This window comes from Pseudomonas sp. B35(2017) (assembly GCF_002113645.1).
Taxonomy (GTDB): Bacteria; Pseudomonadota; Gammaproteobacteria; order Pseudomonadales; family Pseudomonadaceae; genus Aquipseudomonas; species Aquipseudomonas ekonensis.
In genome coordinates, this window is sequence record NZ_NEIZ01000002.1 from 407,034 (window position 1) to 434,013 (window position 26,980).

The following is a 26,980-nucleotide window of genomic DNA, read 5'->3' on the forward strand; positions in this document are numbered from 1 at the left end:
AAAAAGCCCGCGTTTAACGCGGGCTTTTTGCTGTCCGGGATTTGGCTTTTCCCGTCACGCATCCTTTCTCGTCAAAATCCACCTGCGCACTGCGGCCCCGTTTGAGGTCGTAGCGATAGGTCATGGATGAATTGCGCTGGGTGATCTTGTCCGGTTTGCCCAGGGCGCTCTCGACATCCAGCGGGTTCATGCCGGTGATGACTCTACGGTTGATGATCGCTTCACGCCTCTGCCTGGCGTCGATCAGGTTGCCGCAGGGGTCTTGTGCGCGGCCGATGATGGCCGGCTCGCGCCTTTTGCCTGGGTGACCGGCGGTTTCTTCATGACGGGCTTCCGGCAGCAGGGGTACGACCGACCCCGGTGCGTAGGGGCTTACTTCGTGTCGTGAAAGGCGTTCGCCATTTGTGCAGCTCAAGGTGGTGAAGGTGATGCGCCCGTCTTCGGCCTCGCAGCGATGGACGGTGGTCGCCCCGGCGGCGGGCGGCAGGCAGAGCAGGGTGGTCAAAACGATCGGGGTTGGTTTCAAGGGCATCGGGCGTCCTCCGTGACGGGCAATGTCCAAGGGTAGCCGCTGCTTTTTCCGTTGCCGGTGTGTTTTCTTTTCAGGATGAGTCGTCGCAGTTCCATGGATCAGGGCGACGCTGAGCTTTGTCTCGCAAGCGCTTGTTTCAGCCATGATTTTTTAACGTTTTAAACCGTCAGGCGGTGTATCATTGCGCCCGTCAGCCCCGCCGGGGCTTATGGAAAACCTCCATGGACTTACCCAGTAGTTGTTCAGTAGCCCGTTTCACCAATCAAGAATTGACTGATTGATCCTTCCGGCGTGCCCCGCTGCTGGGAGTGGAGTTCGCCTATGTCTGAAGTTGAAGTAAAGAAAACACAGGAAAGCCTGCAGGATCGCCTGGCTCAGGTCGTTGAGCTGCTGCAGCGCCAGAAGGTCGTCGAAGACCTGACCCATCGCCAGGAAGGCGCTCATCACGACCGGGTCGAGAACCTGGTTCACCGGCAAAACCTGGTCGAGCTGCAGCGCAAGCTCGATGACCTGCACTCCGCCGACGTCGCCTACATCCTCGAAGCCTTGCCGCTGGACGACCGTCTGACGCTCTGGCAACTGGTCAAGGCTGACCGCGACGGCGACATCCTTCTTGAAGTGTCCGATTCCGTCCGTGAGTCGCTGATCGCCGACATGGACGATCACGAGCTCCTGGCCGCCGCCAAGGAGCTGGACGCCGACGAGCTCGCCGACCTGGCCTCTGAGTTGCCGCGGGACGTCGTCCACGAGCTGATGGAGTCCCTCGACAACCAGCAGCGCGAGCGTGTGCGTTCGGCCCTGTCCTATGACGAGGAGCAGGTCGGTGCGCTGATGGACTTCGAGATGGTGACCATCCGTGAGGATGTCAGCCTGGAAGTGGTGCTGCGTTACCTGCGTCGTCTCAAGGAGCTGCCGGGCCATACCGACAAGCTGTTCGTGGTCGACTACGACGGCGTGCTCAAGGGCGTGCTGCCGATCAAGCGTCTGCTGGTCAACGATCCTGAGAAGCAGGTTGCCGAAGTCATGGCCAGCGATCCGGTGAGTTTCCACCCGGACGAGGACGCCTACGACGCAGCACAGGCGTTCGAACGGTACGACCTGGTCTCTGCCCCGGTGGTGGACAAGAACGACAAGCTGATCGGCCGTCTGACCATCGACGAAATGGTGGACCTGATCCGTGAGGAAAGCGAAAGCGAAGTCCTCAACATGGCGGGTCTGCGCGAAGAGGAAGACATCTTCGCTTCGGTCTGGAAGTCCTTGCGCAACCGCTGGGCTTGGCTGGCGATCAACCTGATCACGGCGTTCGTCGCCTCGCGGGTGATCGGCCTGTTCGAAGGCTCGATCGAGAAGTTGGTGGCGCTCGCGGCGCTGATGCCGATCGTGGCGGGCATCGGCGGCAACTCAGGCAACCAGACCATCACCATGATCGTCCGGGCCATGGCGCTCGATCAGGTCAGCACCGGCAACACCTCGCGCCTGATGCGCAAGGAACTGGCGGTCGCCCTGATCAACGGTTTGATCTGGGGCGGCGTGATCGGTGTGGTCGCTTACCTGCTGTACCACAGCTGGTCGCTCGGAGTGGTGATGACGGCGGCCATGACCCTGAACCTGCTGCTGGCGGCGTTGATGGGGGTGCTGATCCCGATGACGCTGGCGAAGATGGGGCGTGACCCGGCCATGGGCTCCAGCGTGATGATCACCGCGATGACCGACAGCGGCGGTTTCTTCATCTTCCTGGGGTTGGCGACGATCTTCCTGCTCTGACCGCACCTGAAAAGCCCGCCCATCGGCGGGCTTTTTGTTGCCTGCAAAAAAGCGCTTGGCCGAATGCCGGGCAAAAAAAAGCCAGCATGCAGGCTGGCTTGAGATGTTCTGTGCAGCTCAGGACGCGTCGGCGGCCATTTCGGCGTCGTGGGCGATCAGCGACACCAGGGCGTTCTGCTGGCGGTGGGAGAGCTGACGGAAGCGTTGCAGCAGTTCGCGTTCGTGCAGCGACAGCTCGGGGCTGTCCAGGCGCATGCTCAACTCTTCGCCCAGTGCGCCTTCCTGAATGAGGCTCTGCTCAAGACGGGCAATGATCTCTGAGTTCATGCTGCGGTGATGATTGCGAGCCACCTCGGCGATGCGTTCACGCATTCCGTCTGGCAGGCGTACGACGAACTTGTCAGCCGTGCGGCTGGAATAAATTGCCTGTTTCAATGGGCGCATATAGTTAACCGGTTAGTTCAGGGGAGCGGTTCTCGGAATTGGCCGCAGGATGAGTGGTAGGACAAGCACCCTCGCCAAATGGTTCAACCTGAATTGTTAAGAGGCCCGCATCATGCCTCAAAATTGCCAGATCCTTGGCGTCAATTCTGTGACAAATATTGATCTGGGTAAAGGCGTAATGCCAGCACCAATTATCAGAAATGCGGACTGGTTTGAAAAGATCGCCCAGTGCGCATCGCCGACCGCATCCCGATGCACGAGAACGGGTGCCCGACGGCGCCAGAACGTGCATGCTATGTGGCTTCGATCCTTCTTCCCTAGTTTTTAAAGGATAGTGGCAAATGGCCGATTTTCTAGGGCGCAACCGTTGCCGGAGGGCATTTTCAGGATGGACGGCAGGCTGATTTACCTGATGGGGCCGTCCGGTTCGGGCAAGGACAGCCTGATCGACGCTGCGCGCGAACCGCTCAGGGCGCTCGGCTGCGAAGTGGTGCGGCGGGTGATCACCCGGTCGGCGGAGTCGGTGGGCGAAGAGGCGGTCGGCGTGACGCCGCAGGAGTTCGAGCGACGCCGCAGCGCCGGCGATTTCGCGCTGTCATGGCAGGCCAACGGCCTTAGCTACGGCATTCCGGTGCAGATCGATCAATGGCTGCAGTCCGGGCGGCATGTGCTGGTCAACGGCTCGCGCGGACACCTGGCCGAGGCGTTCGAGCGCTATCCGACGCTGTTGCCGGTGCTGTTGACGGTGCGGGATGACGTGCTGCGCGAGCGCTTGCTCAGGCGGGGGCGGGAAACCCTGGCGCAGATCGATGCGCGGCTGGCGCGCAATGCGTTGTTCGTGGCGGGCGATGCGGTCGGCGAGGCGCCGATCCATCGGCTCGACAATTCGGGGGCTTTGGCGGACACCGTCGCCCGCTTGCTGGCGTGGGTGAAGCTCAGCGCAGCACCGGGTCGAACTTGATCTTGCGGCCGGCCACCAGCGCCAGCACGAACAGGACGGCGAATGCGCCGCAGCCGATCAACGGCAGGGAAATCTCCGTCTCTTCGAAGAGCGAAAGGTGAGCGATGCCGCTGAGCAGGGCGAGGATCAACAATCCCAAGGCCGATCTGGACATGCAGTCCTCCTGAAAAAAGTTAGAACGCCAGGCGCTCGGTCGATTGCGCCGGCAATGCGTGCCCTGGCTCGTTGACCTCCTGCGGCGCGAAGACTTGGCGGTCGCTCAGCACCGCCCATTGCGGCGCTTTCTGCACCATCAGGTAGTGCGGCAGGCGTTGGGCCACCGAGGCGTCTTCCCGTGGCGCAAAATGAAACCCCACCAGAACCGCGAGGGCGATCGCATTGGCGAGCAAGAGAGCGCTGTTCATGGGCTGATCTCCGTTTGTTCTTTGGGAACAAGCGAAGCAGCCGGCGTGCCAATAGTCTAACCGCTGTGAAGTCCTTTAAAAACAAGCATTTGAAAGGGTCTTTCGCAGGGGTTGACGTGCATTTCGCAAGGGTGGCCTTTTAATGGGATGCAAAATGCACGACGAAAGCTCCCGCGACATTGCAGGGTGCCTGCCTACGCTCAAAAAGCCCTACGGATGACATGACAAACAGGGGCATGGCCGTTAACATGCACGCCGTCCGTCACAACGGCAACCGCGTGTCCCAGTAGCTCAATTGGATAGAGCATCCCCCTCCTAAGGGGAAGGTTGGCAGTTCGAACCTGCCCTGGGACACCATCCTTTCGAAAGCCCCGTGCAGAGCGATCTGGCGGGGCTTTTTCATGGTGTTCCGCCGGCCCTCAAAAGAGCCCGATCCCTTCTTCAGCCTTGCCGATCGTGGCGCTGACCTCGGTAGCTCGGCGCCGGCCGTTGACCGAATAACTCCGCTCCTGACCCTCAACCCCGGGTTTGCGCAGTGTGAGCAATGCGGGCAATCCATCCTTTTCGCTGTAGCTGCCGAACCAGTTGTTCAGCCTGGCGATGAAGCACTCGTTGCCGATGGTCACCGCCATGTCCGTGACCGATTCGATGGCGTAGTAGCCCGCACCGTAGCTGTAGTAGTCATCGTCGCCTTGCTCGGATGCAGGAATGGGGCAGAGGGGATCCGTGCCCTGCTTGAGCTGTTGGGGGTTGCCGGCGTTCGATTCGGTCAGGGCTTCGGTGAGCGCCGTTTGCAGGCCCGGCTCCAGCGTGTAGCTGGCGTTGTTGTCTTCGGCGTACTGGGTGGCGGGTACGGTCAGTCGGTATTCGTAACGGACCGTCACGGTGGGGATCTGGCTGTTGATTTTCAGCGGGTTGAGCAGATAGAGCCGGTCGGTGCCGTAGGAGCCGTTGAAGTAGGTGAGGTACATCCTTCCGTGAGATTCGATCCAGCCAACCGATTGGTTGGCGCCGCGATCACTGGTCGATAACGAGTAGCGGTCATTGATCGCTTCAGGATCGTAAGGGGCCTTTCGTCGTGTGAACCGCGCTCCGTCGCGATGGAACGTTTCATAGGTGTTGACCAGGCCGGTTCCGCCGGAATAGGTGGAGACGAACAGATCCCGTTGGCCATCGCCGTCCAGGTCGATCAAGGTGTAAGTGGCCTGGCCTTGCTCCGCATCCGCTTCAAGGCCGGAGGCGTTCAGGGCTTTCCACTCATCCGGCGAGACCCCTTCGGGCCGGGCCTTGGGGAAGGTCGTTTGATCGTAGGCGCCGTCCTCGCTCGGATCGCCGGAGAACGAGCTTTCGCCTCTTTTGCTCGCGAGCGTGCCCAGTGCCCGTTCCAGCGCAAACTCCGAGCTGTCCTCGATCTTCTTGAGAGCGCGTTGGCGCAAATCCTCCATGACCTCCCGGTCGATGTCGTCGGGCTTGTAGGCGATAGCCTCGAACCACTGCGCGTTCAATGTCTGCAAGCGATCCTGGTACTGCTGGTGCAGGCAAGCGATGTTGTCGGAGCACCCGTCACGGGTCTTCAGCCATTGGCGCTGGCTCGACTTCAGTTCGGCCTGCGTCTGCGGGGCGGCTTTGATCAGTTTGCGGTAGGTCGAGCCCATCTCCGCATCCAGCCCATACAGCGGTTTGTCCGCGCAAATGGCGTGTTCCACGACACTTTGCGCCTTCTCGCAATCCATGCCGCTCGCCCAAGCGGCCTGGGCGAACAACAACGCACACGCCGATACAACACAGCTTCCTTTGATGAACACGATCAATCCCTTGCGGTTGGATGAAAAGAACAGCCGCGAAGGGTAATCCCGCCGCAAGGAATCTTGAAGCCCGGCTTCAAGAGAACCGTTGATCCGGCCGATAACCCTTGGGGTGACGGCGGAATCGCGCGAAATCGCTTGATAGCATTTGGCCTGCCGTTATCATCTGCGCGCCTGCGCAAAGCCTCGATCCGTCCTCTTCAATTGCCTGGAAATCCTCGATGTCGTCGTATCACCAAAAGAGTTTTCTGATCGTCGATGATTTTTCGGATTACCGCAGTTCCGTGCGTTCTATGCTGCGCGAGCTCGGGGTCAAGGACGTGGACACCGCCGACAGCGGCGAGCAGGCGCTGAAGATGTGTTCGCAGAAGTCCTACGATTTCATCCTCCAGGACTTCCACCTGGGGGACGGCAAGAAGAACGGTCAGCAGGTGCTGGAAGACCTGATGATGGAAAAGCTGATCAGCCACGAGGCGGTGTTCGTGATGGTCACCGCCGAGACCAGTCAGGCGATGGTGCTCAGTGCCCTGGAACACGAGCCCGATGCCTACCTGACCAAGCCGTTCAACCGCATCGGCCTGGCCCAGCGCCTGGAGCGCCTGGAGCAGCGCAAGACCCTGCTCAAGCCGATTCTGCAGGCCCTGGACCGCGGCAAGCCGGTCGAGGTGCTCAACGCCTGCATCGCCCTGTGCAAGCAGGACATCCGCTATTCGCCGCTGTGCCTGCGCTACCGCGCTGATGCCCTGCGCGACATGAACCAGAACGAAGCGCTGGAACGCCTGTACGACAGCATCCTGGCCGACCGTCCGTTGCCGTGGGCGTTCGCCGGGCTGGGCCAGTTGCTGTTCAAGCGCGGCCAGATCGCCCAGGCCAAGGGCGTCTATGAAAAGGCCCTGAAAATGTTTCCGATGATGCCGGCGCTGTACGACGGCATGGCCGAGGTGCTGGTGGCCGAGGGCGACAGCAAGGGCGCGCAGAAAGTGCTCGAAGAAGCGATCCGCCTGTCGCCGCTGGCGGTGCGCCGGCAGGCGCTGCTGGGCAAGCTGGCGATGGCCAACGAAGATTTCGACACCGCCTCCCGCGCCTACCGCCAGGCCGTGCACCAGGGCGCGCAGTCGCGCTTCAAGGATCCGGAAAGCAATCTCGGCCTGGCCCATGCGCTGATCAGCAAGGGCAGCGAGAAGGGGCTGGACACCCGGACCCGGCTGGAGATCAACACCACCCTCAGCCTGGTGGCCAAGGAAAACCCGTCCGATCCGGGCCTGCAGATCCGTGCGCGCCTGATGAAGGCCACCAGCCTGTTGCTCAACGATGCCGAAACCGCCGAGAAGCTCACCGAGCAGGCGTTGCTGCGCCTGGACGGCATGGAGCAGTTCATGAGCCCGGAAGCGGCGCTGCTGGTGGCCAAGCAGTTGCAGATGCTCGGCCAGACCGAGGCGGGCACCTCGGTGCTCAAGAGCTGCGCGGAAATCTACGGCGACGATCCGACGGTGATGAAAGACATCGCCAAGCTGACCGACGACCCGGCTATCCTCAGTTCCAGCAACGCCGCCGCCGAACTCAACCGTCAGGGCGTGCGGGTGTACAAGACCGGCAACCTGGCCGAAGCCCGCGAGGTGTTCCGCCGGGCGCTGAAGATGCAACCGAAGAACATCAGCATCGCGCTGAACATGGCGCAGTCGCTGCTGCACGGCACCGACACCAAAGTGCCGTCGGCGGAGCTGGAAGAATGTCGGGCCTGCCTGAAAACGGTTGGCCTGATGCCCGACACCGACGCGCGTTACCCACGCTACCAGAAGCTGAAAAGCAAGGCGTTTGGCGAATGAACCGAGACGAGCAGGCACTGGATTTCTCCACGGTGATCGCATCCACCGTGCACGACATGAAGAATTCTCTGGCGATGCTGACCCAGGCCCACAGCCAATGGCTGGCGCGGCTGCCCGAGGCGCAGCGCCAGGGGCCGGAGCAGGGGGTGATCGACTTCGAGTTCGCGCACCTCAACGGCATGCTGGTGCAGCTGCTGGCGCTGTACAAGCTGGGCGTCAACCAGATGCCCCTGCAGCCGGCCTACCACGAGCTGGACGACTTCATCGAAGCGCAACTGGCCGCGCACCAGGAGGTGTTCGCCAGTCGCGGGATCGTGGTCACGTACGAGGTCGATCCCCTCAGCCCGCTGGGCTTCTTCGACCGCGAACTGGTCGCCTCGGTGCTGGGCAACATCATCAACAACGCAATCCGTTATGCCCGGGAGTCGCTGCTGATCACCGTCAGCGACGAAGCCGGGCAACTGGTGCTGAGCGTCAACGACGACGGCGAAGGCTACCCGGCCGAGATGCTTGAGCGCCAGGCCGACTATGTGCAGGGCATCAACCACAGCAGCGGCAGCACCGGGCTGGGGCTGTACTTCGCCGGGCGCATCGCCGCGCTGCATCAGCGCAACGGTGTCGAGGGGCGTACCGAGATCCGCAACGGCGGCCCGTTGGGCGGCGGGGTGTTCAGTCTCTATTTGCCGTGAAGCCCCGGCTTTTCAGGTGTTCTGCCGGTTGTTCGGCTTTTTGTTGGCGACTGCTTGATATTCCGAACAGCCGAAGCCTATTTTGTACGGGTCGCCGTTCGCGGCTCGCACAATAACAAGGATTGCGTCATGACAACCGATGGCCAGCGTTCACTCGCGCAGCGATTGACGGGCATTGATGAGATTGAATGTGTCACGCCGGATTTGAACGGCGTGCCACGGGGCAAGGTGATGACCGCCGAGGGCTTCCTCGAAGGGCGGCGTCTGCAGTTGGCCCGGGGGGTGCTGCTGCAGTGCATCATGGGCGGCTATCCGCCGGCGCGGTTCTACGGCAGCGACGACGGCGACCTGGCGCTGGTGGCCGACCCTGCGCAGATCCATCGCCTGCCGTGGAGCGAACAGCCCCGGGCGCTGGCGATCTGCGACGCCGACGAGCTGACCGGCGAAAGCTCCAGCCTCTCCACTCGCGGCCAGCTGAAGGCGGTCATCGCCCGTTACGCGGCCCGCGGCCTGGCGCCGGTGGTGGCGACCGAGCTTGAGTTCTTTGTCTTTGCGCCGAACACTGATCCGACCCAGCCGTTCCAGCCGCCGCTGGGCCTGGACGGGCGCCGCGAGGACGGCCATTCGGCGTTCAGCGTCAGTTCCAACAACGGCCTGCGGCCGTTCTTCAGCGACGTCTATAAATGCATGGCGGCCCTGGGCCTGCCGCGCGACACCTTCATGCACGAGATGGGCGTCAGCCAGTTCGAGATCAACCTGCTGCACGGCGATCCGCTGCTCCTGGCCGACCAGACGTTCCTGTTCAAGCACCTGCTCAAGGAAGTCGCGCTCAAGCACGGCCTGACCGTGGTGTGCATGGCCAAGCCGCTGGCGCACACGCCGGGCAGTTCGATGCACATTCACCAGAGCATCGTCGAAACCGGCAGCGGCAAGAACGTGTTCAGCGACGAGGCCGGGCAGCCGACCGCGATGTTCCGCCACTTCATCGGCGGGCAGCAGGCGGGCCTGGCCGACTTCACCGCGCTGTTCGCGCCGAACGTCAATTCGTACCAGCGCCTGTGCCATCCCTATGCCTCGCCGAACAACGCCTGCTGGTCCCACGACAACCGTGCGGCGGGCCTGCGCATTCCCGCCAGCTCGCCGGTGGCCCGCCGGGTCGAGAACCGCTTGCCGGGCGCCGACGCCAACCCGTACCTGGCGATCGCCGCCAGCCTGGCCGCCGGCCTGCACGGCATCGAGCATGAGCTTGAGCCGACCGCGCCGATCCAGGGCGAGTTCGAGGTGCCGGACAATCTTTCGCTGCCATGTACCTTGCACGCGGCGCTGGAGCGTCTGAAGCGTAGCCAGTTGGCCCGGGAACTGTTCGGCAAGGAGTTCATCGAAGGCTACATCGCTTCGAAGAGCATGGAGTTGACCAGTTTCCTCGATGAAATCACTCCCTGGGAACGGCGCGTTCTAGCTGCCCAGGCCTGACGAACCGCCGCCGTCGGGCTATCGTTCGGATAGCCCGACACTTACCGCAAGGAGCCGCTCGGAACGCCGATGCGCCAAATCTGGAAATCCTTTCGAGCGCTGTATTTCGCCTCGCTGATGATGCTGATCGGTTCGGGCCTCCTTTCCACTTATCTGGCTTTGCGCCTGGCGGCCGACCATGTCGACGGACTGTGGGTCGGTGCGTTGATGGCGGCCAACTATTTCGGCCTGGTGCTGGGCGGCAAGATCGGCCACCGGCTGATCGCCCGGGTCGGGCATATCCGCGCCTATTCCGCGTGCGCCGGGATCGTCGGTGCGGCGGTGCTGGGCCATGGCCTGGTGGACTGGCTGCCGGCGTGGCTGGTGCTCAGGACCATCGTCGGCCTCGGCATGATGTGCCAGTACATGGTCATCGAGAGCTGGCTCAACGAGCAGGCCGACGCCAACCAGCGCGGCCTGGTGTTCAGCGGCTACATGATCGCCTCGTACCTGGGGCTGGTGCTGGGCCAACTGATCCTGGTGATGCATCCGGGCTTGGGCCCGGAGCTGTTGATGCTGGTGGCGCTGTGCTTTGCCCTGTGCCTGGTGCCGGTGGCCCTGACCCGGCGGATTCACCCCGCGCCGCTGCACCCGGCGCCGATGGAACCGCGCTTCTTCATCAAGCGCGTGCCGCAGTCGCTGAGCACGGTGCTGGGGGCGGGGCTGATCATCGGTTCGTTCTACGGCCTGGCGCCGCTGTACGCTTCGCAGCAGGGGCTGTCCACCGAGCAGGTCGGTCTGTTCATGGGTAGCTGCATCTTCGCCGGGCTGCTGGTGCAGTGGCCGTTGGGCTGGCTGTCGGATCGTTACGACCGGGCGTTGCTGATCCGCAGTTTTGCCTTGGTGCTGGCGGTGGCCGCGTTGCCCCTGGCGATCCTGCCGCAGGTGCCTTTGGAAGTGTTGTTCATCGTCGGCTTCCTGTGTTCGCTGGTGCAGTTCTGCCTGTACCCGTTGGCGGTGGCGTTTTCCAACGACCATGTCGAGAGCGAGCGGCGGGTGTCGCTGACGGCGATGCTGCTGGTGACCTACGGCGTGGGCGCGAGCATCGGTCCGCTGGCGGCAGGGGTGCTGATGAAGCTGTTCGGCAGCCAGAGCCTGTATGCGTTCTTCACGTTCTTTGCGCTGGTGCTGGTGTGGCGGATCCGGCCGAAGGCCGTGACCAACCTGCATCAGGTCGACGACGCGCCGCTGCATCACGTGGCGATGCCTGACAGCATGTCCAGCTCGCCGCTGGTGGCGGCCCTTGACCCGCGCGTGGACGAGCAGGTGGTGCAGGAGCAGATGCACAGTTCGGTCAGCCCGGAGCCTGCGGCGGATGCCGATCCGGCAGCGGCGGGGGATGTGCCTGCCGAGGCGGACGCCGAGCCTGCCAAGCCCTGACGGGCCCTTTCCTTTGCCGCAACGAAAAACGGGCAGTCACCCTGAGTGACTGCCCGTTTTTCATGGCGCTGGCCTGACGGTCAGAAGTCGTCCTTGTCGAAACGACGGGCCTCGCGCTGCAGTTGGTAGACGAAACGCTCGACGTTGCGCGCCGCCGGGCCGCTGATGTTGTGAAAGCGCAGGCCGGCGAAGGTCATGTTGAGCTTTTCTTCGAAATGCAGGTAGCGCAGTTCGACCGAGGCCGACTGGTTGCCGAACAGCGGGGGAGCGATCAGGCGGTCGTAGACCTGGCCCAGTTGCAGGCGCCCGGTGATGTCGCCTTCGAAGCGCAGCTTGCAGCCGGTGGCGGAAATGTCGAGCAGTTTGCCGGAGAGGGGCGACTTGAGCTTTTCGCCGCCCAGTTCGACATTGACCAGGTCGGTCAGCTTCAGGGCCGCGCGAAAGGCGTTGCGGCGCTGGTGGTAGACCACTTCGGTCGGCATGGCGCCGCTGTAGAAGCGGTCGCCTGCGGATTCTTCGATGGTCAGCGGGGTGCTGCATTCCCAGGCGATGCGTACGCCCTCGTGGAAGCCTTCGACCTTGAACGGCTCGCCGGCCTGGAGGAAACGCTCGCCGTCGCGCGGGATCATTTCGTCCAGGGCGATGGTGCCGCTGTCACGGTCGACCTTGATCAGGTAGCTCTGAAAGCGCTGGCTGCGCTCCAGGAACGTGATGATCAAAGGGTCGTGGCTTTCTTGCAGCTGGCGCAGGTTGCTGGAGATCTCCAGGGGCGTGGTGAGCACCTTGGGTGGCTGCGGAGCATCATCCGCGCTGAGGGCATTGGACACGTTGAATCAATCTCCAGACAAAATTTGACTACGGCTAGCCAGCATTTTGCCAGCATGTTTCACGTGTTGATAGGGCGCCGGCATGGAAGGGCTCACGCCTGGCTGAGTGCGCGTGGTTTCTGCAGGTTCGCGAAGGCGCCGCTGGCATCGTAGAGCGCGGGAGGCTCGCCGCCGGTGAGGATCTTCAGCTGGTTGGCCGTGGCGGCCTGCTGGATCCGGATCGACTGGCCGTTCTTGAGGTTGGCGGCGTGGCACTGGGCGATCAGGTCGGTCAGCACGTCGCTCTGGGACAGCAGCCGGTCGCCGACGCTCGATTGGCTGGCCAGTTGCTCCAGGCCTTGGCGGTCAGCGGGCAGGTTGAGGCTGGCGAGGATCTCGCTGCGCTTGCGGCCATGCTGTTCGAGCAGAATGATCAACGCCTGCTTGCTCGCCAGAATTTCTTCCAGCAGCGGCATGTCGCGACCGTGCAGGGCGAGGTACTCGCTTTGCAGCAACTCCAGCAATTGTTGAGCTGGAGCAAAGTCGTCGATGATCAGTTGCAATAAAGTTGTGTCGTGCATGGCTGGCCTTGGGTTTTAAGCGTCCAAAAGCCTGGCGCAGACCGGGGCCTAGCGCTGGGCTTCGAAGTTGAGCAGTTTGCTGGCTACACGGTTGCTGTCGACCTTGTAGCTGCCATCGGCGATCGCCGCCTTCAACTCGGCCACCCGGCCTTTGTCGACGACGGGCTGGTCGCGCAGCTTGTCAGTGATCTTCTGCAACTGTTGAGCCTCATTGCTGAGGTGTACCGATTCCCCGCTTTTTGCGGCAGTGGCCTGTTCGGCCGGGGCGTTCAGCGGTGCGGAAGCGCCGGTTTCGGCGGTTTCCTTGGGAGCGCTGGTGCGTGTGCCGCCCGTAAGTGACGAGGAGCTGTTCAAACGGCTGAAATCGATGACCATGTCAAAAAAACCTCTGGGAATTTGGACGCTTGCCATGTTCTCGGCCATCCCCTGGAAAACTTTAGGCCCTTTCGTCAATGAGCCTGCAAGCGCCGGCACGTCTGCCGATGCGGCACAGTTTAGGGAACGGCTGCGGTCTGCGCCAGTTTTCTACATCGCCACTTCCACTTGGCCGGGCGCGATGACCTGCGCCTTGATGACCCGTTGGGAATTGAGGTTCTTCACCCGGATCTGTTCCTTGAGCCCGCCGTTGGACAGGGCTTCGCCCGGCATGCGCACGGCCAGCGTGCCGCTGCGGGCGGTGATGACCACCTGATCGCCTTTGCGCACGACTTCCGCCTGCTCCAGGTGCACCAGCGTGATCACCTGATCGGCGACCGTTGGTCGGGTCAATTTCTGCCCGATCGCCTGATCCACCGACGTCAGGAAACCTTGGTTGATCTGACTCACGTCGCGCTCGCGCAAGGTCACGTCCTGGGGTTCGATGATCCCGGCGCGCTTGAGGGGACGGGTGGTGGTCACGATCTCGCGAAACAGGCGGACTTGAGCGGGCACGAACACCGTCCAGGGGGATGCGCCTTCGCAGCGCACCTTGACCGTCACCCGTCCCAGCGGACGTGCGGGACTCTCCAGGGAGGCTGTCAATTCCTTGTCGCACATAGGCATGCGCATGCGCGGGTCGAGCTGGTTGACTTCGATTTCGTAGCGGCCTTCCGTTTGACTGGTGGCCAGATAGTCTTCTACGGTGAATTCAAGAAAGCCTTGAGTGACGCCGATAAGCATGTCAGGCAAGGTAACCGCATCAGCAACGGCAGGGCTGCCAGCGAAAAAGAAGCAAACGGCCGACGCCGCGCAAAGCCATCTGCGGATCGGGGATGCCGGGCGTCGAAAAAATGTCGTTTGAGTGTTCATACGGGTTAAAAAGCAAGCGCCGTGCCGTTTGGCAACGAATGTGCGTCGCAACAACACTTGGCGTTGGCGTAGGAGTCTGTGCATGGCTGGTGTAATGGATTCGGTGAACCAGCGCACGCAACTGGTGGGGCAGAATCGCCTGGAGCTGCTGTTGTTCCGTCTCGACGGTCAGCAGCTCTACGGGATCAACGTGTTCAAGGTTCGGGAAGTGCTGCAATGTCCCCAACTGACGCTGATGCCCAAGTCCAGTCCTGTCGTGTGCGGGGTGGCGAATATCCGGGGGGCGACCATTCCGATCCTTGATCTGGCGATGGCGACCGGTTCCGGGGCTTTGAAAGACAAGAACAGTCCGTTCGTGATCATCACGGAGTACAACACCAAGACCCAGGGTTTCCTGGTGCGCTCGGTGGAGCGCATCGTCAACATGAACTGGGAAGAGATCCATCCGCCGCCCAAGGGCACCGGTCGCGATCACTACCTGACCGCTGTGACTCGGGTGGACAATCAGTTAGTCGAAATCATCGACGTCGAGAAGGTGCTGGCGGAAGTCGCGCCGACGCCGGAGGCGATTTCGCACGGCGTGGTGGACGTCGAGACCCAGAGCAAGGCGTTGTCGCTCAGGGTGCTGACGGTCGACGACTCGTCGGTGGCGCGCAAGCAGGTCACGCGTTGCCTGCAGACGGTGGGCGTCGAGGTGGTGGCGCTGAACGACGGCCGGCAGGCGCTGGATTACCTGCGCAAGCTGGTCGACGAAGGGAAGAAGCCGGAAGAAGAGTTCCTGATGATGATCTCCGACATCGAGATGCCGGAGATGGACGGGTACACCCTCACGGCCGAGATCCGCAGCGACCCGCGCATGCAAAAGCTTCACATCATCCTGCATACTTCGTTGTCGGGTGTGTTCAATCAGGCGATGGTCAAGAAGGTCGGTGCCGATGACTTCCTGGCCAAGTTCCGTCCTGATGACCTGGCATCCCGGGTAGTCGACCGGATCAAAGCAGCAGATATCAGCTAGGGGCGTTCGCCCTTGGCGGTCAACACGATTTAAGAGGCGGCATCAATTTGTCTACGGGTAATTTGGATTTCGAACAGTTCCGGGTGTTCCTGGAGAAAGCCTGTGGCATCTTGCTCGGTGAAAACAAACAGTATCTGGTGTCGAGCCGTCTCAACAAACTGATGGAGCAGCAAGGCATCAAGTCCCTGGGTGAGCTGGTGCAGCGCATCCAGACCCAGCCGCGCAGCGGTTTGCGCGAGCAGGTGGTCGATGCCATGACGACCAACGAGACCCTGTGGTTTCGCGACACCTATCCGTTTGAGGTCCTCAAGAACAAGGTGCTGCCCGAGGCGATCAAGGCCAGCCCCAACCAGCGTCTGCGGATCTGGTCGGCGGCCTGCTCGTCGGGCCAGGAGCCGTATTCGCTGTCGATGTCGATCGACGAGTTCGAGCGGACCAACATCGGCCAGCTGAAGATGGGCGTGCAGATCGTCGCCACCGATCTGTCCGGCAGCATGCTGACCAACTGCAAGACCGGCGAGTACGACAGCCTGGCCATCGGCCGCGGTCTGTCCGCCGATCGCCTGCAGCGCTACTTCGATCCGAAGGGGCCGGGCCGCTGGGCGGTCAAGGCGCCGATCAGGAGCCGGGTGGAGTTCCGCTCGTTCAACCTGCTCGACAGCTACGCCAGCCTCGGCAAGTTCGACATCGTGTTCTGCCGCAACGTGCTGATCTACTTCTCCGCCGAGGTGAAGAAAGACATCCTGATGCGCATCCACAGCACGCTGAAGCCGGGCGGTTACCTGTTCCTCGGCGCTTCCGAAGCGCTGAACGGGCTGCCCGACCATTACCAGATGGTGCAGTGCAGCCCGGGGATCATCTACCAGGCGAAGTGACCGGCACATGGCGACACAAGAAACGGGAGTCCGCGAGGGCTCCCGTTTTTTTGTGCCTCAAGCGGCAGAAAAGCGGCAGGCGGCGGAAACCCGTTGCCGCTTTTCTGGCATTGCCGCCTTGCCGTTGGTCGGCAAGGCCCCGTAATCCGGGGCTTTTATAAATTGGCATGCCGCTTGCTATAACCCGATTACGAAAAACTCCGGTCACCTGAAGGTTCCCGACATGAGCATCAGCTTCGACAAAGCGCTCGGCATCCACGAAAAGGCTCTGGGCTTCCGCGCCCAGCGCGCCGAGGTGCTGGCCAACAACATCGCCAACGCCGACACCCCGAACTACAAGGCCCGGGACCTGGACTTCTCCAAGGTGCTGGAGGCCCAGAGCCAGAAGAACGCCAACGGCACCTTCGCCCTGAACATGACCAACAGCCGTCACATCGAGGCCGAAGGCCTGGGCAACGGCGACGAGTCGCTGATGTACCGCACGCCGATGCAGCCGTCGATCGACCAGAACACCGTGGACGCCCAACTGGAGCAGTCGAACTACGCGCAGAACGCGGTCGGCTTCCAGGCCAGCTTCACCCTGCTCAACAGCAAATTCAAAGGGCTGGTATCGGCCCTGCGCGGAGAGTAATCCATGTCCCTGTCCAGCGTTTTCAACATTGCCGGCAGCGGCATGAGCGCACAGAACACCCGCCTGAACACCGTGGCGTCGAACATCGCCAACGCCGAGACCGTCTCGTCGAGCATCGACCAGACCTACCGCGCCCGTCACCCGGTGTTCGCCACCATGTTCCAGGGCGAGCAGAGCTCCGGCGGCAACTCCCTGTTCCAGAACCAGGACGCCGCAGGCCAGGGCGTGCAGGTGCTGGGCGTGGTCGAAGACCAGAGCAACCTGGAGGCGCGCTACGAGCCTAACCACCCGGCGGCCGACGCCAAGGGCTACGTCTACTACCCGAACGTCAACGTGGTGGAAGAGATGGCCGACATGATTTCCGCGAGCCGTTCGTTCCAGACCAACGCGGAAATGATGAACACCGCCAAGACCATGATGCAGAAGGTTCTGACCCTCGGTCAGTGATAAGGGGCGACTGCCATGAGCGTTACCGATACCACCAGCAGCCTGAGCCTGAACGACATCCTGGCGAACTCGTCGAAGAAGACCAGTTCGACCGCCGATGGCATCGCTTCGGCCACCAACAGTTCGACCGGCGGCAAAGCCCTGGGCAAGGACGCGTTTCTGCAACTGCTGGTGACCCAGCTGAAGAACCAGAACCCGCTGGACCCGCAGGACAACAGCGCGTTCGTGGCCCAGCTGGCGCAGTTCAGCAGCCTTGAAGGCATCACCACCCTCAACAGCACCGTCAGTTCGCTGGCCGGCAACTACAACTCGTCGCAGGCCCTGCAGGCCTCGTCGCTGGTGGGCCGCAACGTGATTGTGCAGACCAACACCGTGCAGCTCGACGACCCGAGCAAAGGCATGACCGGTTCGGTCAACGTCACCTCGTCGATCGCCGGCGGCACCGTCACCATCACCGACAGCGCCGGCAAGACCGTGCGCACCATCGACCTGGGCAGCCGCGCCGCAGGCAATGCGAGCTTCACCTGGGACGGCAAGGACAAGGACGGCAACCTGGTCGCCGCCGGCACCTACACCGTCAAGGCCAATGCCCCGATCAACGGCACGGCGACGGACCTGGCGACCTACCTGCCGGCCACCGTCACCAGCGTGACGATCAGCCAGACCGGCGGCGAGCTGATGCTCAACCTGTCCGGCAAGGGCACCGTCGCCCTGTCCAAAGTACAAACCATTGGTATATAGAGCCGACCCACCGGCACAAAGGAGTGAAATATGTCTTTTAACATCGGCCTCAGCGGTCTCTATGCAGCCAACAAACAACTGGACGTGACCGGCAACAACATCGCCAACGTCGCGACCGCCGGTTTCAAGTCCTCCCGCGCCGAATTCGCCGACGTCTACTCGTCGACCCGCCTGGGCAGCGGCAGCAAGGTCATCGGCAACGGCGTGCGCCTGGCCAACGTGTCCCAGCAGTTCACCCAAGGTGACATCAGCAACACCGGCAACGTGCTGGACATGGGCATCAACGGTTCCGGCTTCTTCACCCTGAGCAACAACGGTTCGATCACCTACACCCGTGCCGGCACGTTCAAGGTCGACAAGGACGGCTTCATCACCAACACCGACTACACCTCGCGCCTGCAAGGCTACGGTGTGGACGCCAACGGCAAGATCATCAACGGCGTGCTGACCGACCTGAAGATCGACACCTCGAACCTGGCGCCGAAGTCCACCTCGCTGGTGACCTCGACCATCAACCTGAACTCCACCGCGCCGGTGATCGACGATACTGCGACAACGGGCGTGCCGTTCGATCCGACCAATACGGCGTCCTACACCAAGTCGTTCAGCACCCCGGTGTACGACAGCCAGGGCAACTCCCACGTCATGGACCAGTACATGGTCAAGACCGGCGCCAACACCTGGAAGGTCTACACCCTGGTGGACGGCCGCAACCCGGACGCCACCGGCAGCGATCCGAAGACCACTCCACCGGTGGCTTCGACCATGTCCTTCGACACCGCCGGCAAACTGACTCAGGTCAGCACCCCGAACCCGTCCGGTGGCGCGCCGATCATCAGCAGCGACCTGAAACTCACTGGCTGGGTGCCGGGCACCGTGACCAACGGCGTCTGGAAGGCCAACGGCGCGGCGGCCAACCCGGCGGGCATCACCATCTCGATGGCCAAGACCACCCAGTTCAACGCCGACACCGCCCGTTCGATCCCGACCCAGGACGGCTACGCCACCGGCCAGATCACCAACCTGACCATCGACGGCACCGGCACCCTGTTCGCCAACTTCAGCAACAACCAGAGCAAGGCCATCGGCCAGGTCGCGCTGGCCAGCTTCACCAACGAACAGGGCCTGCAGCCTGTCGGCGGCACCGCCTGGAGAGAGACCTACGCTTCGGGCATCCCGGGCTACGACGCACCGAAGACCGGTACCCTGGGCGAAGTGGCATCCAACTCGCTGGAAGAGTCGAACGTCAACCTGACCAACGAGCTGGTGGACCTGATCAAGGGCCAGAGCAACTATCAGGCGAACGCCAAGACCATCTCGACCCAAAGCACCATCATGCAGACCATCATTCAGATGACCTGATCCGGGTTGATCGCAACAAGAGAACCGGCGCCAGTGGCGCCGGTTTTTTTATGCCTGCCGAAATCGTCTATAGAACAACTGACTGCCGTTCGTCGGATTCTTGGTTTGATTTTTGCACTCCCGCCGCATCCGGCACGTACGTGTCAAAAACGCTTTCACCTGCTTCATTGAGCCAGGACACGGCTTGGCGATATGGAAATCAGGAAGCTTCATTCCCTGTTTCACCGTAGTTTCCACAACATACACAAGGAAGATGCAATGGCGGTAATTAATGGCTCCAACGGCCCTGACAATCTGGTGGGCACCGCAGGAGATGACCAGATCCGCGGAATGGCGGGCGACGACATCCTCGATGGCGGCGCCGGCAACGACGTGCTGATGGGTGGGGCGGGGGCTGACCGGTTGATCGGCGGCGCCGGCACCGACACGGCCAGCTACGAAGATGACGTATCGGGTGCGGGCGTGACGGTCAACCTCAAGACCGGTGTGCACACCGGGCTGGCCTTGGGCGACACCTTCGAAGGCATCGAGGTCATCCGCGGCACGACCTACCACGACAAATTCGTCGCCGACGGCAACGTCTACGCGTTCGATGGCGGCAACGGCTATGACTCCCTGAGTTACGCCCTCTCCGAGCAGGCCGTGAACATCACGATGGCAGGCGGTGTCGGCAGCGGGACCGGCGGCGACGCCCAGGGCGACACGTTCAGCAACATCGAGGTGGTCATCGGCTCGGACTACGACGATGTCTTCACCGTGACGTCCGGCGGCGGATCCTTCAGCGGCGGCGCCGGCAACGATGTCTACATCATCAACAGCGCCACCTTCTCCGGTGTCAGCGAACTGGCGGGCGGCGGCGACGACGAGATCCGCACAAGCTTGTCCAGCATGGGCATGAGCGCCGAAGTCGAGCGCCTGACCTACACCGGCAGCGGCAACTTCACCGGCCGCGGCAACGCCGGCGACAACATCATCACCGGCGGCGCGGGCAACGACGTGCTGATCGGCGGCGCCGGCGCGGACCGTCTGATCGGCGGCGCGGGCATCGATACCGCCAGCTACGAAGACGACAACTCCGGCCTAGGCGTGACGGTCAACCTCAAGACCGGCGAGCACACCGGGCTGGCCAAGGGCGACACGTTCGACAGCATCGAGGTCATCCGCGGCACCACCTACCACGACAAATTCTTCGCCGATGCGTCGGCCAACACCTTCGACGGTGCCGTCGGCTACGACAGCGTGAGCTACGCCCTGTCCGACCAGGCGGTGAACCTGACCGTGACGGGCACCACCGGCACCGGCTCCGGCGGCGATGCCCAAGGCGACATGTTCAGCAACATCGAGTCGTACATCGGCACGGCCTACGATGACGTCTTCACCATCACGTCCGGCAACGCGTCGTCCACCGGCGGCGCCGGCAACGACATCTACATCATCAACAGCGCCGGCGGTGCGGGGGCCCTCGAATTGGCCGGCGGGGGCGACGACGAGATTCGCACCAACCTTTCCAGCATGAACATGAGCGCCGAAGTGGAGCGCCTGACCTACACCGGCAGCGGCAACTTCACCGGCCGCGGCAACGCCGGCGACAACATCATCACCGGCGGCGCGGGCAACGACCTGCTGATCGGCGGTGCCGGCGCGGACCGTTTGATCGGCGGCGCGGGCATCGACACCGTCAGCTACGAAGACATCGTTTCGGGCGTCGGCGTGACGGTCAACCTCAAGACCGGCGTCCACACCGGCATCGCCACGGGCGATACGTTCAGCGGCATCGAAGTGTTCCGCGGCTCCAGTTACGCCGATAACTTCGTCGCCGATGAAAGCGCCACCACTTTCGACGGCGGCACCGGCACCGACACCGTGAGCTACGCCGGTTCTGCCCAGGGCGTCAGCCTGACCGTGGCGAGCAACGCCGGCAGCGGTTCGGGCGGGGACGCCCAAGGCGACCTGTTCAGCAACATCGAAGGCTTCTACGGCTCGGCCTTCGACGACGTGTTCACCGTGACGGCCGGCTCCACGACGTTCAGCGGCGGCGCCGGCAACGACGTCTACGTCATCAACGGCAACGGCTCGGCGGCGGTGATCGAATCGGCGGGCGGCGGCGACGACGAAGTGCGCACCAATCAGGCCAGCCTGACGCTGTCGGCCGAAGTCGAGCGCCTGACCTACACGGGCACCGGCAACTTCACCGGCCGCGGCAACGCCTCGGACAACATCATCACCGGCGGCGCCGGCAACGACCTGCTCATGGGCGGCGCCGGCGGCGACCGCTTCATCGGCGGCGCCGGCACCGATGTCGTCAGCTACGAAGACAGCACCGCAGCAGGCGTGACGGTCAACCTCAAGACCGGCGTCCATGGGGGCATCGCCGCCGGCGACACCTTCACCGACATCGAGATCATCCGCGGCAGCAAGTTCGGCGACACCTTCGTCAGCGGGCTGGAGGCGCACATCTTCGACGGCGGCGTCGTCGGTGGCGTGGACACCGTCGACTACTCGACCTCCGAACAGGCCGTCAACATCACCCTCACCACGGTCGGCACGGGCAGCGGGCAGGGCGGCGACGCCCAGGGCGACACCTTCACCAACATCGAGCGGATCGTCGGTTCGGCCCAGAACGATGTGTTCACCACCGGCGCCGGGGCCTTCACCCTGGAGGGCGGTGCGGGCGACGACCTGTACATCATCAACGGCCCGGCCTTCCAGACCATCGTCGAGACCGCCGGCGGCGGCAACGACGAAGTGCGCACGACGCTGGCGAACATGACGCTGAGCGCCGAGGTCGAGCGCCTGACCTACACCGGCACCGGCAACTTCACCGGTCGCGGCAACGCCTCCCACAACATCATCACCGGCGGCGCCGGCAACGATACCTTGATGGGCGGCGCAGGCGCCGACCGCTTCATCGGCGGCGCCGGCACCGACACCGTCAGCTACGAAGACAGCGGCGCGGCCGTCACGCTCAACTTCAAGACCGGGGTGCACAGCGGCATCGCCGCAGGCGATACCTATACCGACATCGAGCTGATCCGCGGCTCGCAGTACGGCGACACGTTCATGTCCGGCAGCGGCGCGGACCGCTTCGACGGCGGCGCCGGCACGGCCGTCGACGTGGCGGACTACTCGCAGTCGGCACAGGGCGTGACCCTGACCCTGGGCGCCACCGGCGCCGGAGCCGGCACCGGTGCCGGCGGCGACGCCGAAGGCGACAGTTTCACCGGGATCGAGAAGATCATCGGTTCGGCCAACAACGACGTATTCGTCAGCAACGCCAACTCGGGCTCCTTCACCGTGCAGGGCGGCGCCGGCGACGACGTCTACATCCTCAACAATGCCACGTTCGGCTCGATCATCGAGCTGGCCGACGGCGGCAACGATGAGGTGCGCACCAACCAGGCCTTCTACGTCATGAACGCTGGCATCGAGCGTCTGACCTACACCGGCACCGGCACCTTCCTGGCCCGGGGCAACGCGCTGGACAACGTCATCACCGGCGGTGCCGGCAACGATGTGCTGATGGGCGGCGACGGCGGCGACACCTTCATCGGCGGCGACGGCTTCGACACCGTCAGCTATGAAGACATCGGCCCGGTGGGCGTGGTCGTCAACCTCAAGACCGGCGAGCACACGGCGATCGCCAAGGGCGACACTTTCCAGAGCATCGAGAAGATCGTCGGCTCGGGTCGCGACGACACCTTCATGGGCAACGACCAGGCCAACATCTTCGACGGCGGCTACGGACGTGACACTGTCAGCTTTGCGTTCGAAAGCTCGGCCATCACGCTGGATCTCAGCCAGCCGCTGACCGGGGCTGCGGCCGGCGACACTTACCTGAACATCGAGAACTGGGAAGGCACCGCGTTCAACGACACGCTGATCGGCACGGCCGGCGTCGAGACGTTCATCGGCGGCAAGGGCGCCGACTACATCGACGGCGGCGCGGGCGCCGACGCGGCCTGGTACCTGGGCAGCTCGGCGGCGGTGCAGATCGACCTGCTGGCCAACACCGTGACCGGCGGCGACGCCACCGGCGACGTGCTGGTCAACATCGAAGGCCTGCACGGTTCGGCCTTCGACGATACGTTGACCGGCAATGCCCTGAACAACGAGCTCTATGGCGGTGCGGGCAATGACGTGATCCGCGGCGGCGACGGCCATGACACGATCCACGGCGGCAAGTACGAGCCGTTTGCGTTCAACGGCCCTGACCGCAGCGGTCCGGCGGAAGCGGACATGCTGTTCGGCGGCAACGGCGATGACGACATGTGGAGCGCCAGCAACGACCGCGGCAGTATCCTTCACGGTGACGCCGGCAATGACAGCATCACGGTCTACGCCGGCATCGCCTACGGTGACGAAGGCAACGACGCGATGGTGGGCGAAGGGCCGGGCTACCAGCTGTTCGGTGGCGCGGGCGTAGACACCTTGATCATGGTCGGCAACGGTTTTGCCTTCGGCGGAGAAGGCGCCGACACCTACAAGGTGACCGGGACGGGGGGACGTTTCGTGATCAAGGATGACGGCAGCTCCAGCGGCGATCAGGTCGTGCTGTCGAACATCCAGTCCAAAGCGGATGTGTTCATCGCGAGCGACGGCGTCAATGCCTACATCTACAAGGCGTCCGACTGGAACGCCGGCTACAAGGGCAACGCGGTGGTGCTGGCCGACTGGTACGCCGGTTCCGCCACCATCGAGACCTTCACGACCGCCAACGGTGACAGCTTCACCATTCCGGTCGTAGGGCAGGCGATGACCGAGTCGTTCATGGTCTGATACCCCGTAGCGGCAAAGGAAACGGCGAAGCCTGAAGGGGCTTCGCCGTTTTTTGTGGCCCGTTTTTCCTGCGCCCAAAGAAAACCCCCGGCAAACCGAAGGTCTGTCGGGGGTTGTTCGTTCAGGCGTCTCGCAACGCCTGAAGGCGCTCAGCTTATTGGCAAGCTTCGCAATCCGGCTCGTCGATGGCGCAGGCCTTCGGCACCGGAGCAGGACCTGCCGGTGCGGTCGGTGCCGCCAGGACAGCGTCGTCGCCGTGGTTGCCGCCCGCGGACACCGCGTTCAGCTTGCCGGTGTTGATGGTCGACTTCTCGGTGCTGGTCGCGGCCAGGGCACGGAGGTAGTAGGTGGTCTTCAGGCCACGGTACCAAGCCATGCGGTAGGTCACGTCCAGCTTCTTGCCCGAGGCGCCGGCGATGTACAGGTTCAGCGACTGAGCCTGGTCGATCCACTTCTGGCGGCGGCTGGCGGCGTCGACGATCCACTTGGTGTCCACTTCGAACGCGGTGGCGTAGAGCGCCTTGAGCTCCGCCGGGATGCGCTCGATCTGCTGCACCGAACCGTCGTAGTACTTCAGGTCGTTGATCATGACCGAGTCCCACAGGCCGCGGGCCTTGAGGTCGCGCACCAGGTACGGGTTGATCACGGTGAATTCGCCCGACAGGTTCGATTTCACGTACAGGTTCTGGTAGGTCGGTTCGATCGACTGCGACACGCCGGTGATGTTGGCGATGGTGGCGGTCGGTGCGATGGCCATGATGTTGGAGTTACGGATGCCTTTCTGCACACGGGCGCGAACCGGTGCCCAGTCCAGGGATTCGTTCAGGTCCACATCGATGTACTTCTGGCCGCGGGCCTTGATCAGGATCTGCTGGGAGTCCAGCGGCAGGATGCCCTGGGACCACAGCGAGCCTTCGAAGGTCTCGTAGGCGCCGCGCTCGTCGGCCAGGTCGCAGGACGCCTGGATCGCGTAGAAGCTGACGGCTTCCATCGACTTGTCGGCGAACTCGACCGCTTCCTGCGAGCCGTAGGCGATGTGCTGCAGGTACAGCGCGTCCTGGAAGCCCATGATGCCCAGGCCCACCGGACGGTGCTTGAAGTTGGAGTTCTTCGCCTGCGGCACCGAGTAGTAGTTGATGTCGATCACGTTGTCGAGCATGCGCACGGCGGTGTTCACGGTGCGTTGCAGCTTGGCGGTGTCCAGCTTGCCGTCGACGATGTGGTTCGGCAGGTTGATCGAGCCCAGGTTGCAGACCGCGATCTCGTCCTTGTTGGTGTTCAGGGTGATCTCGGTGCACAGGTTCGAGCTGTGCACCACGCCCACGTGCTGCTGCGGGCTGCGCAGGTTGCACGGATCCTTGAAGGTCAGCCACGGGTGGCCGGTCTCGAACAGCATCGAGAGCATCTTGCGCCACAGGTCCTTGGCCTGGATGGTCTTGAACAGCTTGATCTTGCCCGGGTACTCGGTCAGGGCTTCGTAGTACTCGTAGCGCTCTTCGAAGGCGGTGCCGGTCAGGTCGTGCAGGTCCGGCACTTCGGACGGCGAGAACAGGGTCCACTTGCCGTCGTCGAAGACGCGCTTCATGAACAGGTCCGGGATCCAGTTGGCGGTGTTCATGTCGTGGGTGCGGCGACGGTCGTCACCGGTGTTCTTGCGCAGCTCGATGAACTCTTCGATGTCCATGTGCCAGGTTTCCAGGTACGCACAGACAGCGCCCTTGCGCTTGCCGCCCTGGTTCACGGCCACGGCGGTGTCGTTCACCACCTTGAGGAACGGCACGACGCCTTGCGACTTGCCGTTGGTGCCCTTGATGTACGAGCCCAGCGCACGCACCGGAGTCCAGTCGTTGCCCAGGCCGCCTGCGAACTTGGACAGCATGGCGTTGTCGTGGATCGCGCCGTAGATGCCCGACAGGTCGTCCGGAACGGTGGTCAGGTAGCAGCTGGACAGCTGCGGACGCAGGGTGCCGGCGTTGAACAGGGTCGGGGTCGACGCCATGTAGTCGAAGGACGACAGCAGGTTGTAGAACTCGATCGCGCGGTCTTCTTTCTGCTTCTCTTCGATGGCCAGGCCCATGGCCACGCGCATGAAGAAGATCTGCGGCAGTTCGAAGCGCACGCCGTCCTTGTGGATGAAGTAACGGTCGTAGAGGGTCTGCAGGCCCAGGTAGGTGAACTGCTGGTCGCGCTCGTGGTTGATCGCCTTGCCCAGTTTCTCCAGGTCGAAGTCGGCCAGCACAGGGTTCAGCAGTTCGAACTCGATGCCTTTGGCGACGTAGGCCGGCAGGGCCTTGGCGTACAGGTCGGCCATCTCGTGGTGGGTCGCGCTCTCGGCGACGCCCAGGAAGCCCAGGCCTTCGGCGCGCAGGGTGTCCATCAAAAGGCGAGCGGTGACGAACGAGTAGTTCGGCTCACGCTCGACCAGGGTGCGGGCGGTCATCACCAGGGCGGTGTTGACGTCGTTCAGGGCCACGCCGTCGTACAGGTTCTTCAGGGTTTCGCGCTGGATCAGTTCGCCGTCGACTTCTTCCAGGCCTTCGCAGGCTTCGCTGACGATGGTGCTCAGGCGGCCCATGTCCAGCGGCGCCAGGCTGCCGTCGGCACGGGTGATGCGGATCGACGGGTGAGCCTGCACCGGGGCTTCGGCGGTGGTGCGGGTGGCGCGCTCCTTGGAGCGGGCGTCGCGGTAGATCACGTAGTCGCGGGCGACTTTCTGCTCGCCGGCGCGCATCAGGGCCAGTTCGACCTGGTCCTGGATCTCTTCGATGTGGATGGTGCCGCCCGACGGCATGCGGCGCTTGAAGGTCGCGGTGACCTGTTCGGTCAGGCGGGCGACGGTGTCGTGGATTCGCGACGAGGCGGCAGCGGTGCCGCCCTCAACTGCGAGGAACGCTTTGGTGATAGCGACGGTGATCTTGTCATCGGTGTAAGGAACGACAGTGCCATTACGCTTGATCACGCGCAGTTGGCCAGGCGCGGTGGCGGCCAGATCCGAATTCGAATCGGCGGCCTGCGGCAAGGTGCCCTGCGGGTTCTCGCGAGTTGTGTCGGTTTGCATGGGTGTCTCCACGTTCTCTATGTTTGTTTGGGCACCGTCTCGGTGCCCACCGTTCCGTCCTGAAGCACTACAGCCGGCAAGCGC

General features: G+C 63.1%; 23 protein-coding genes and 1 tRNA gene. 14 read left to right on the plus strand and 10 right to left on the minus strand.

Annotation, left to right across the window (positions count from 1 at the left end):
- Nucleotides 1–13: 13 nt before the first annotated feature.
- Nucleotides 14–532, minus strand: coding sequence for a DUF4124 domain-containing protein (locus CAG41_RS05415; protein ID WP_085578224.1), 519 nt, complete (start codon nucleotides 530–532; stop codon nucleotides 14–16).
- Nucleotides 533–853: 321 nt separating this feature from the next.
- Between CAG41_RS05415 and mgtE the strand changes: the two genes are divergently transcribed.
- The gene (gene mgtE / locus CAG41_RS05420) at nucleotides 854–2,296 is read left to right on the plus strand and encodes a magnesium transporter (RefSeq protein ID WP_085578223.1); all 1,443 of its coding nucleotides are present in this window, start codon (nucleotides 854–856) and stop codon (nucleotides 2,294–2,296) included.
- A gap of 117 nt (nucleotides 2,297–2,413) precedes the next feature.
- On the opposite strand, the gene CAG41_RS05425 is transcribed toward mgtE, so the two are convergent.
- On the minus strand, nucleotides 2,414–2,740 hold the full coding sequence (locus CAG41_RS05425) for an Arc family DNA-binding protein (protein WP_003178899.1): 327 nt from the start codon (nucleotides 2,738–2,740) through the stop codon (nucleotides 2,414–2,416).
- A 388-nt stretch (nucleotides 2,741–3,128) separates the two neighbouring features.
- On the opposite strand from CAG41_RS05425, the gene phnN reads away from it, so the two are divergent.
- Nucleotides 3,129–3,701 (plus strand): phosphonate metabolism protein/1,5-bisphosphokinase (PRPP-forming) PhnN, encoded by a 573-nt coding sequence (gene phnN, locus CAG41_RS05435; RefSeq protein WP_085578221.1) that lies wholly within the window; start codon nucleotides 3,129–3,131, stop codon nucleotides 3,699–3,701.
- On the opposite strand, the gene CAG41_RS05440 is transcribed toward phnN, so the two are convergent.
- The gene (locus tag CAG41_RS05440) at nucleotides 3,676–3,855 is read right to left on the minus strand and encodes a PA3371 family protein (protein ID WP_085578220.1); all 180 of its coding nucleotides are present in this window, start codon (nucleotides 3,853–3,855) and stop codon (nucleotides 3,676–3,678) included. The two genes, phnN and CAG41_RS05440, sit on opposite strands and share 26 nt — an antisense overlap.
- Nucleotides 3,856–3,874: 19 nt before the next feature.
- A complete protein-coding gene (locus CAG41_RS05445) occupies nucleotides 3,875–4,105 on the minus strand; it encodes a hypothetical protein (protein ID WP_085629621.1) in 231 nt (76 codons plus the stop codon).
- 280 nt (nucleotides 4,106–4,385) lie between these two features.
- On the opposite strand from CAG41_RS05445, the gene CAG41_RS05450 reads away from it, so the two are divergent.
- A tRNA-Arg gene (locus tag CAG41_RS05450) sits at nucleotides 4,386–4,462 on the plus strand.
- Nucleotides 4,463–4,524: 62 nt separating this feature from the next.
- Here the strand turns inward: CAG41_RS05450 and CAG41_RS05455 are convergent.
- Nucleotides 4,525–5,910 (minus strand): lysozyme inhibitor LprI family protein, encoded by a 1,386-nt coding sequence (locus CAG41_RS05455; RefSeq protein WP_085706800.1) that lies wholly within the window; start codon nucleotides 5,908–5,910, stop codon nucleotides 4,525–4,527.
- Nucleotides 5,911–6,131: 221 nt separating this feature from the next.
- On the opposite strand from CAG41_RS05455, the gene CAG41_RS05460 reads away from it, so the two are divergent.
- The 4 genes from CAG41_RS05460 to CAG41_RS05475 all read left to right on the plus strand — a co-directional run bounded on the left by CAG41_RS05460 (nucleotide 6,132) and on the right by CAG41_RS05475 (nucleotide 11,317).
- On the plus strand, nucleotides 6,132–7,736 hold the full coding sequence (locus CAG41_RS05460) for a tetratricopeptide repeat-containing response regulator (protein WP_085578218.1): 1,605 nt from the start codon (nucleotides 6,132–6,134) through the stop codon (nucleotides 7,734–7,736).
- Nucleotides 7,733–8,425 (plus strand): sensor histidine kinase KdpD, encoded by a 693-nt coding sequence (locus CAG41_RS05465; RefSeq protein WP_085578217.1) that lies wholly within the window; start codon nucleotides 7,733–7,735, stop codon nucleotides 8,423–8,425. Before CAG41_RS05460 ends, CAG41_RS05465 begins: the two co-directional genes overlap by 4 nt.
- Before the next feature lie 231 nt (nucleotides 8,426–8,656).
- Nucleotides 8,657–9,898 carry a glutamine synthetase family protein gene (locus tag CAG41_RS05470; protein ID WP_170930267.1) on the plus strand — a complete coding sequence of 414 codons (1,242 nt, stop codon included), beginning with the start codon at nucleotides 8,657–8,659 and terminating at the stop codon, nucleotides 9,896–9,898.
- Between the two features lie 69 nt (nucleotides 9,899–9,967).
- Complete coding sequence (locus CAG41_RS05475) at nucleotides 9,968–11,317, plus strand: MFS transporter (RefSeq protein ID WP_085578215.1); 1,350 nt, start codon at nucleotides 9,968–9,970, stop codon at nucleotides 11,315–11,317.
- 80 nt (nucleotides 11,318–11,397) lie between these two features.
- Here the strand turns inward: CAG41_RS05475 and CAG41_RS05480 are convergent, their stop codons facing one another.
- From CAG41_RS05480 to flgA, 4 genes are all read right to left on the minus strand, one after another.
- Nucleotides 11,398–12,144 (minus strand): flagellar brake protein, encoded by a 747-nt coding sequence (locus CAG41_RS05480; protein ID WP_085578214.1) that lies wholly within the window; start codon nucleotides 12,142–12,144, stop codon nucleotides 11,398–11,400.
- Nucleotides 12,145–12,236: 92 nt separating this feature from the next.
- Nucleotides 12,237–12,704 (minus strand): flagella synthesis protein FlgN, encoded by a 468-nt coding sequence (locus tag CAG41_RS05485; protein WP_085578213.1) that lies wholly within the window; start codon nucleotides 12,702–12,704, stop codon nucleotides 12,237–12,239.
- A 48-nt stretch (nucleotides 12,705–12,752) separates the two neighbouring features.
- Nucleotides 12,753–13,079, minus strand: a complete 327-nt coding sequence (gene flgM / locus CAG41_RS05490) for a flagellar biosynthesis anti-sigma factor FlgM (RefSeq protein WP_085578212.1) — start codon at nucleotides 13,077–13,079, stop codon at nucleotides 12,753–12,755.
- Between the two features lie 150 nt (nucleotides 13,080–13,229).
- Complete coding sequence (gene flgA / locus CAG41_RS05495) at nucleotides 13,230–13,991, minus strand: flagellar basal body P-ring formation chaperone FlgA (RefSeq protein ID WP_085578211.1); 762 nt, start codon at nucleotides 13,989–13,991, stop codon at nucleotides 13,230–13,232.
- An 82-nt stretch (nucleotides 13,992–14,073) separates the two neighbouring features.
- Here flgA and CAG41_RS05500 point away from each other — a divergent pair, with 82 nt between their 5' ends.
- The 7 genes from CAG41_RS05500 to CAG41_RS05530 all read left to right on the plus strand — a co-directional run bounded on the left by CAG41_RS05500 (nucleotide 14,074) and on the right by CAG41_RS05530 (nucleotide 23,838).
- A complete protein-coding gene (locus tag CAG41_RS05500) occupies nucleotides 14,074–15,006 on the plus strand; it encodes a chemotaxis protein CheV (protein WP_085578210.1) in 933 nt (310 codons plus the stop codon).
- Between the two features lie 47 nt (nucleotides 15,007–15,053).
- Nucleotides 15,054–15,881: a protein-glutamate O-methyltransferase CheR gene (gene cheR / locus CAG41_RS05505; RefSeq protein ID WP_085578209.1), complete on the plus strand. Its 828-nt coding sequence runs from the start codon at nucleotides 15,054–15,056 to the stop codon at nucleotides 15,879–15,881.
- 223 nt (nucleotides 15,882–16,104) lie between these two features.
- Complete coding sequence (gene flgB, locus CAG41_RS05510; protein ID WP_085578208.1) at nucleotides 16,105–16,512, plus strand: flagellar basal body rod protein FlgB; 408 nt, start codon at nucleotides 16,105–16,107, stop codon at nucleotides 16,510–16,512.
- Nucleotides 16,513–16,515: 3 nt separating this feature from the next.
- Nucleotides 16,516–16,959, plus strand: coding sequence for a flagellar basal body rod protein FlgC (gene flgC / locus CAG41_RS05515; protein ID WP_085578207.1), 444 nt, complete (start codon nucleotides 16,516–16,518; stop codon nucleotides 16,957–16,959).
- A gap of 15 nt (nucleotides 16,960–16,974) precedes the next feature.
- Nucleotides 16,975–17,700, plus strand: coding sequence for a flagellar hook assembly protein FlgD (flgD, locus tag CAG41_RS05520; RefSeq protein ID WP_085578206.1), 726 nt, complete (start codon nucleotides 16,975–16,977; stop codon nucleotides 17,698–17,700).
- Nucleotides 17,701–17,730: 30 nt separating this feature from the next.
- The gene (flgE, locus tag CAG41_RS05525) at nucleotides 17,731–19,062 is read left to right on the plus strand and encodes a flagellar hook protein FlgE (protein WP_085706768.1); all 1,332 of its coding nucleotides are present in this window, start codon (nucleotides 17,731–17,733) and stop codon (nucleotides 19,060–19,062) included.
- A gap of 258 nt (nucleotides 19,063–19,320) precedes the next feature.
- On the plus strand, nucleotides 19,321–23,838 hold the full coding sequence (locus CAG41_RS05530) for an S-layer family protein (RefSeq protein ID WP_256582520.1): 4,518 nt from the start codon (nucleotides 19,321–19,323) through the stop codon (nucleotides 23,836–23,838).
- Between the two features lie 154 nt (nucleotides 23,839–23,992).
- Here CAG41_RS05530 and CAG41_RS05535 read toward each other — a convergent pair whose 3' ends face one another.
- The gene (locus CAG41_RS05535) at nucleotides 23,993–26,896 is read right to left on the minus strand and encodes a ribonucleoside-diphosphate reductase subunit alpha (protein WP_085578204.1); all 2,904 of its coding nucleotides are present in this window, start codon (nucleotides 26,894–26,896) and stop codon (nucleotides 23,993–23,995) included.
- Nucleotides 26,897–26,980: the final 84 nt, after the last annotated feature.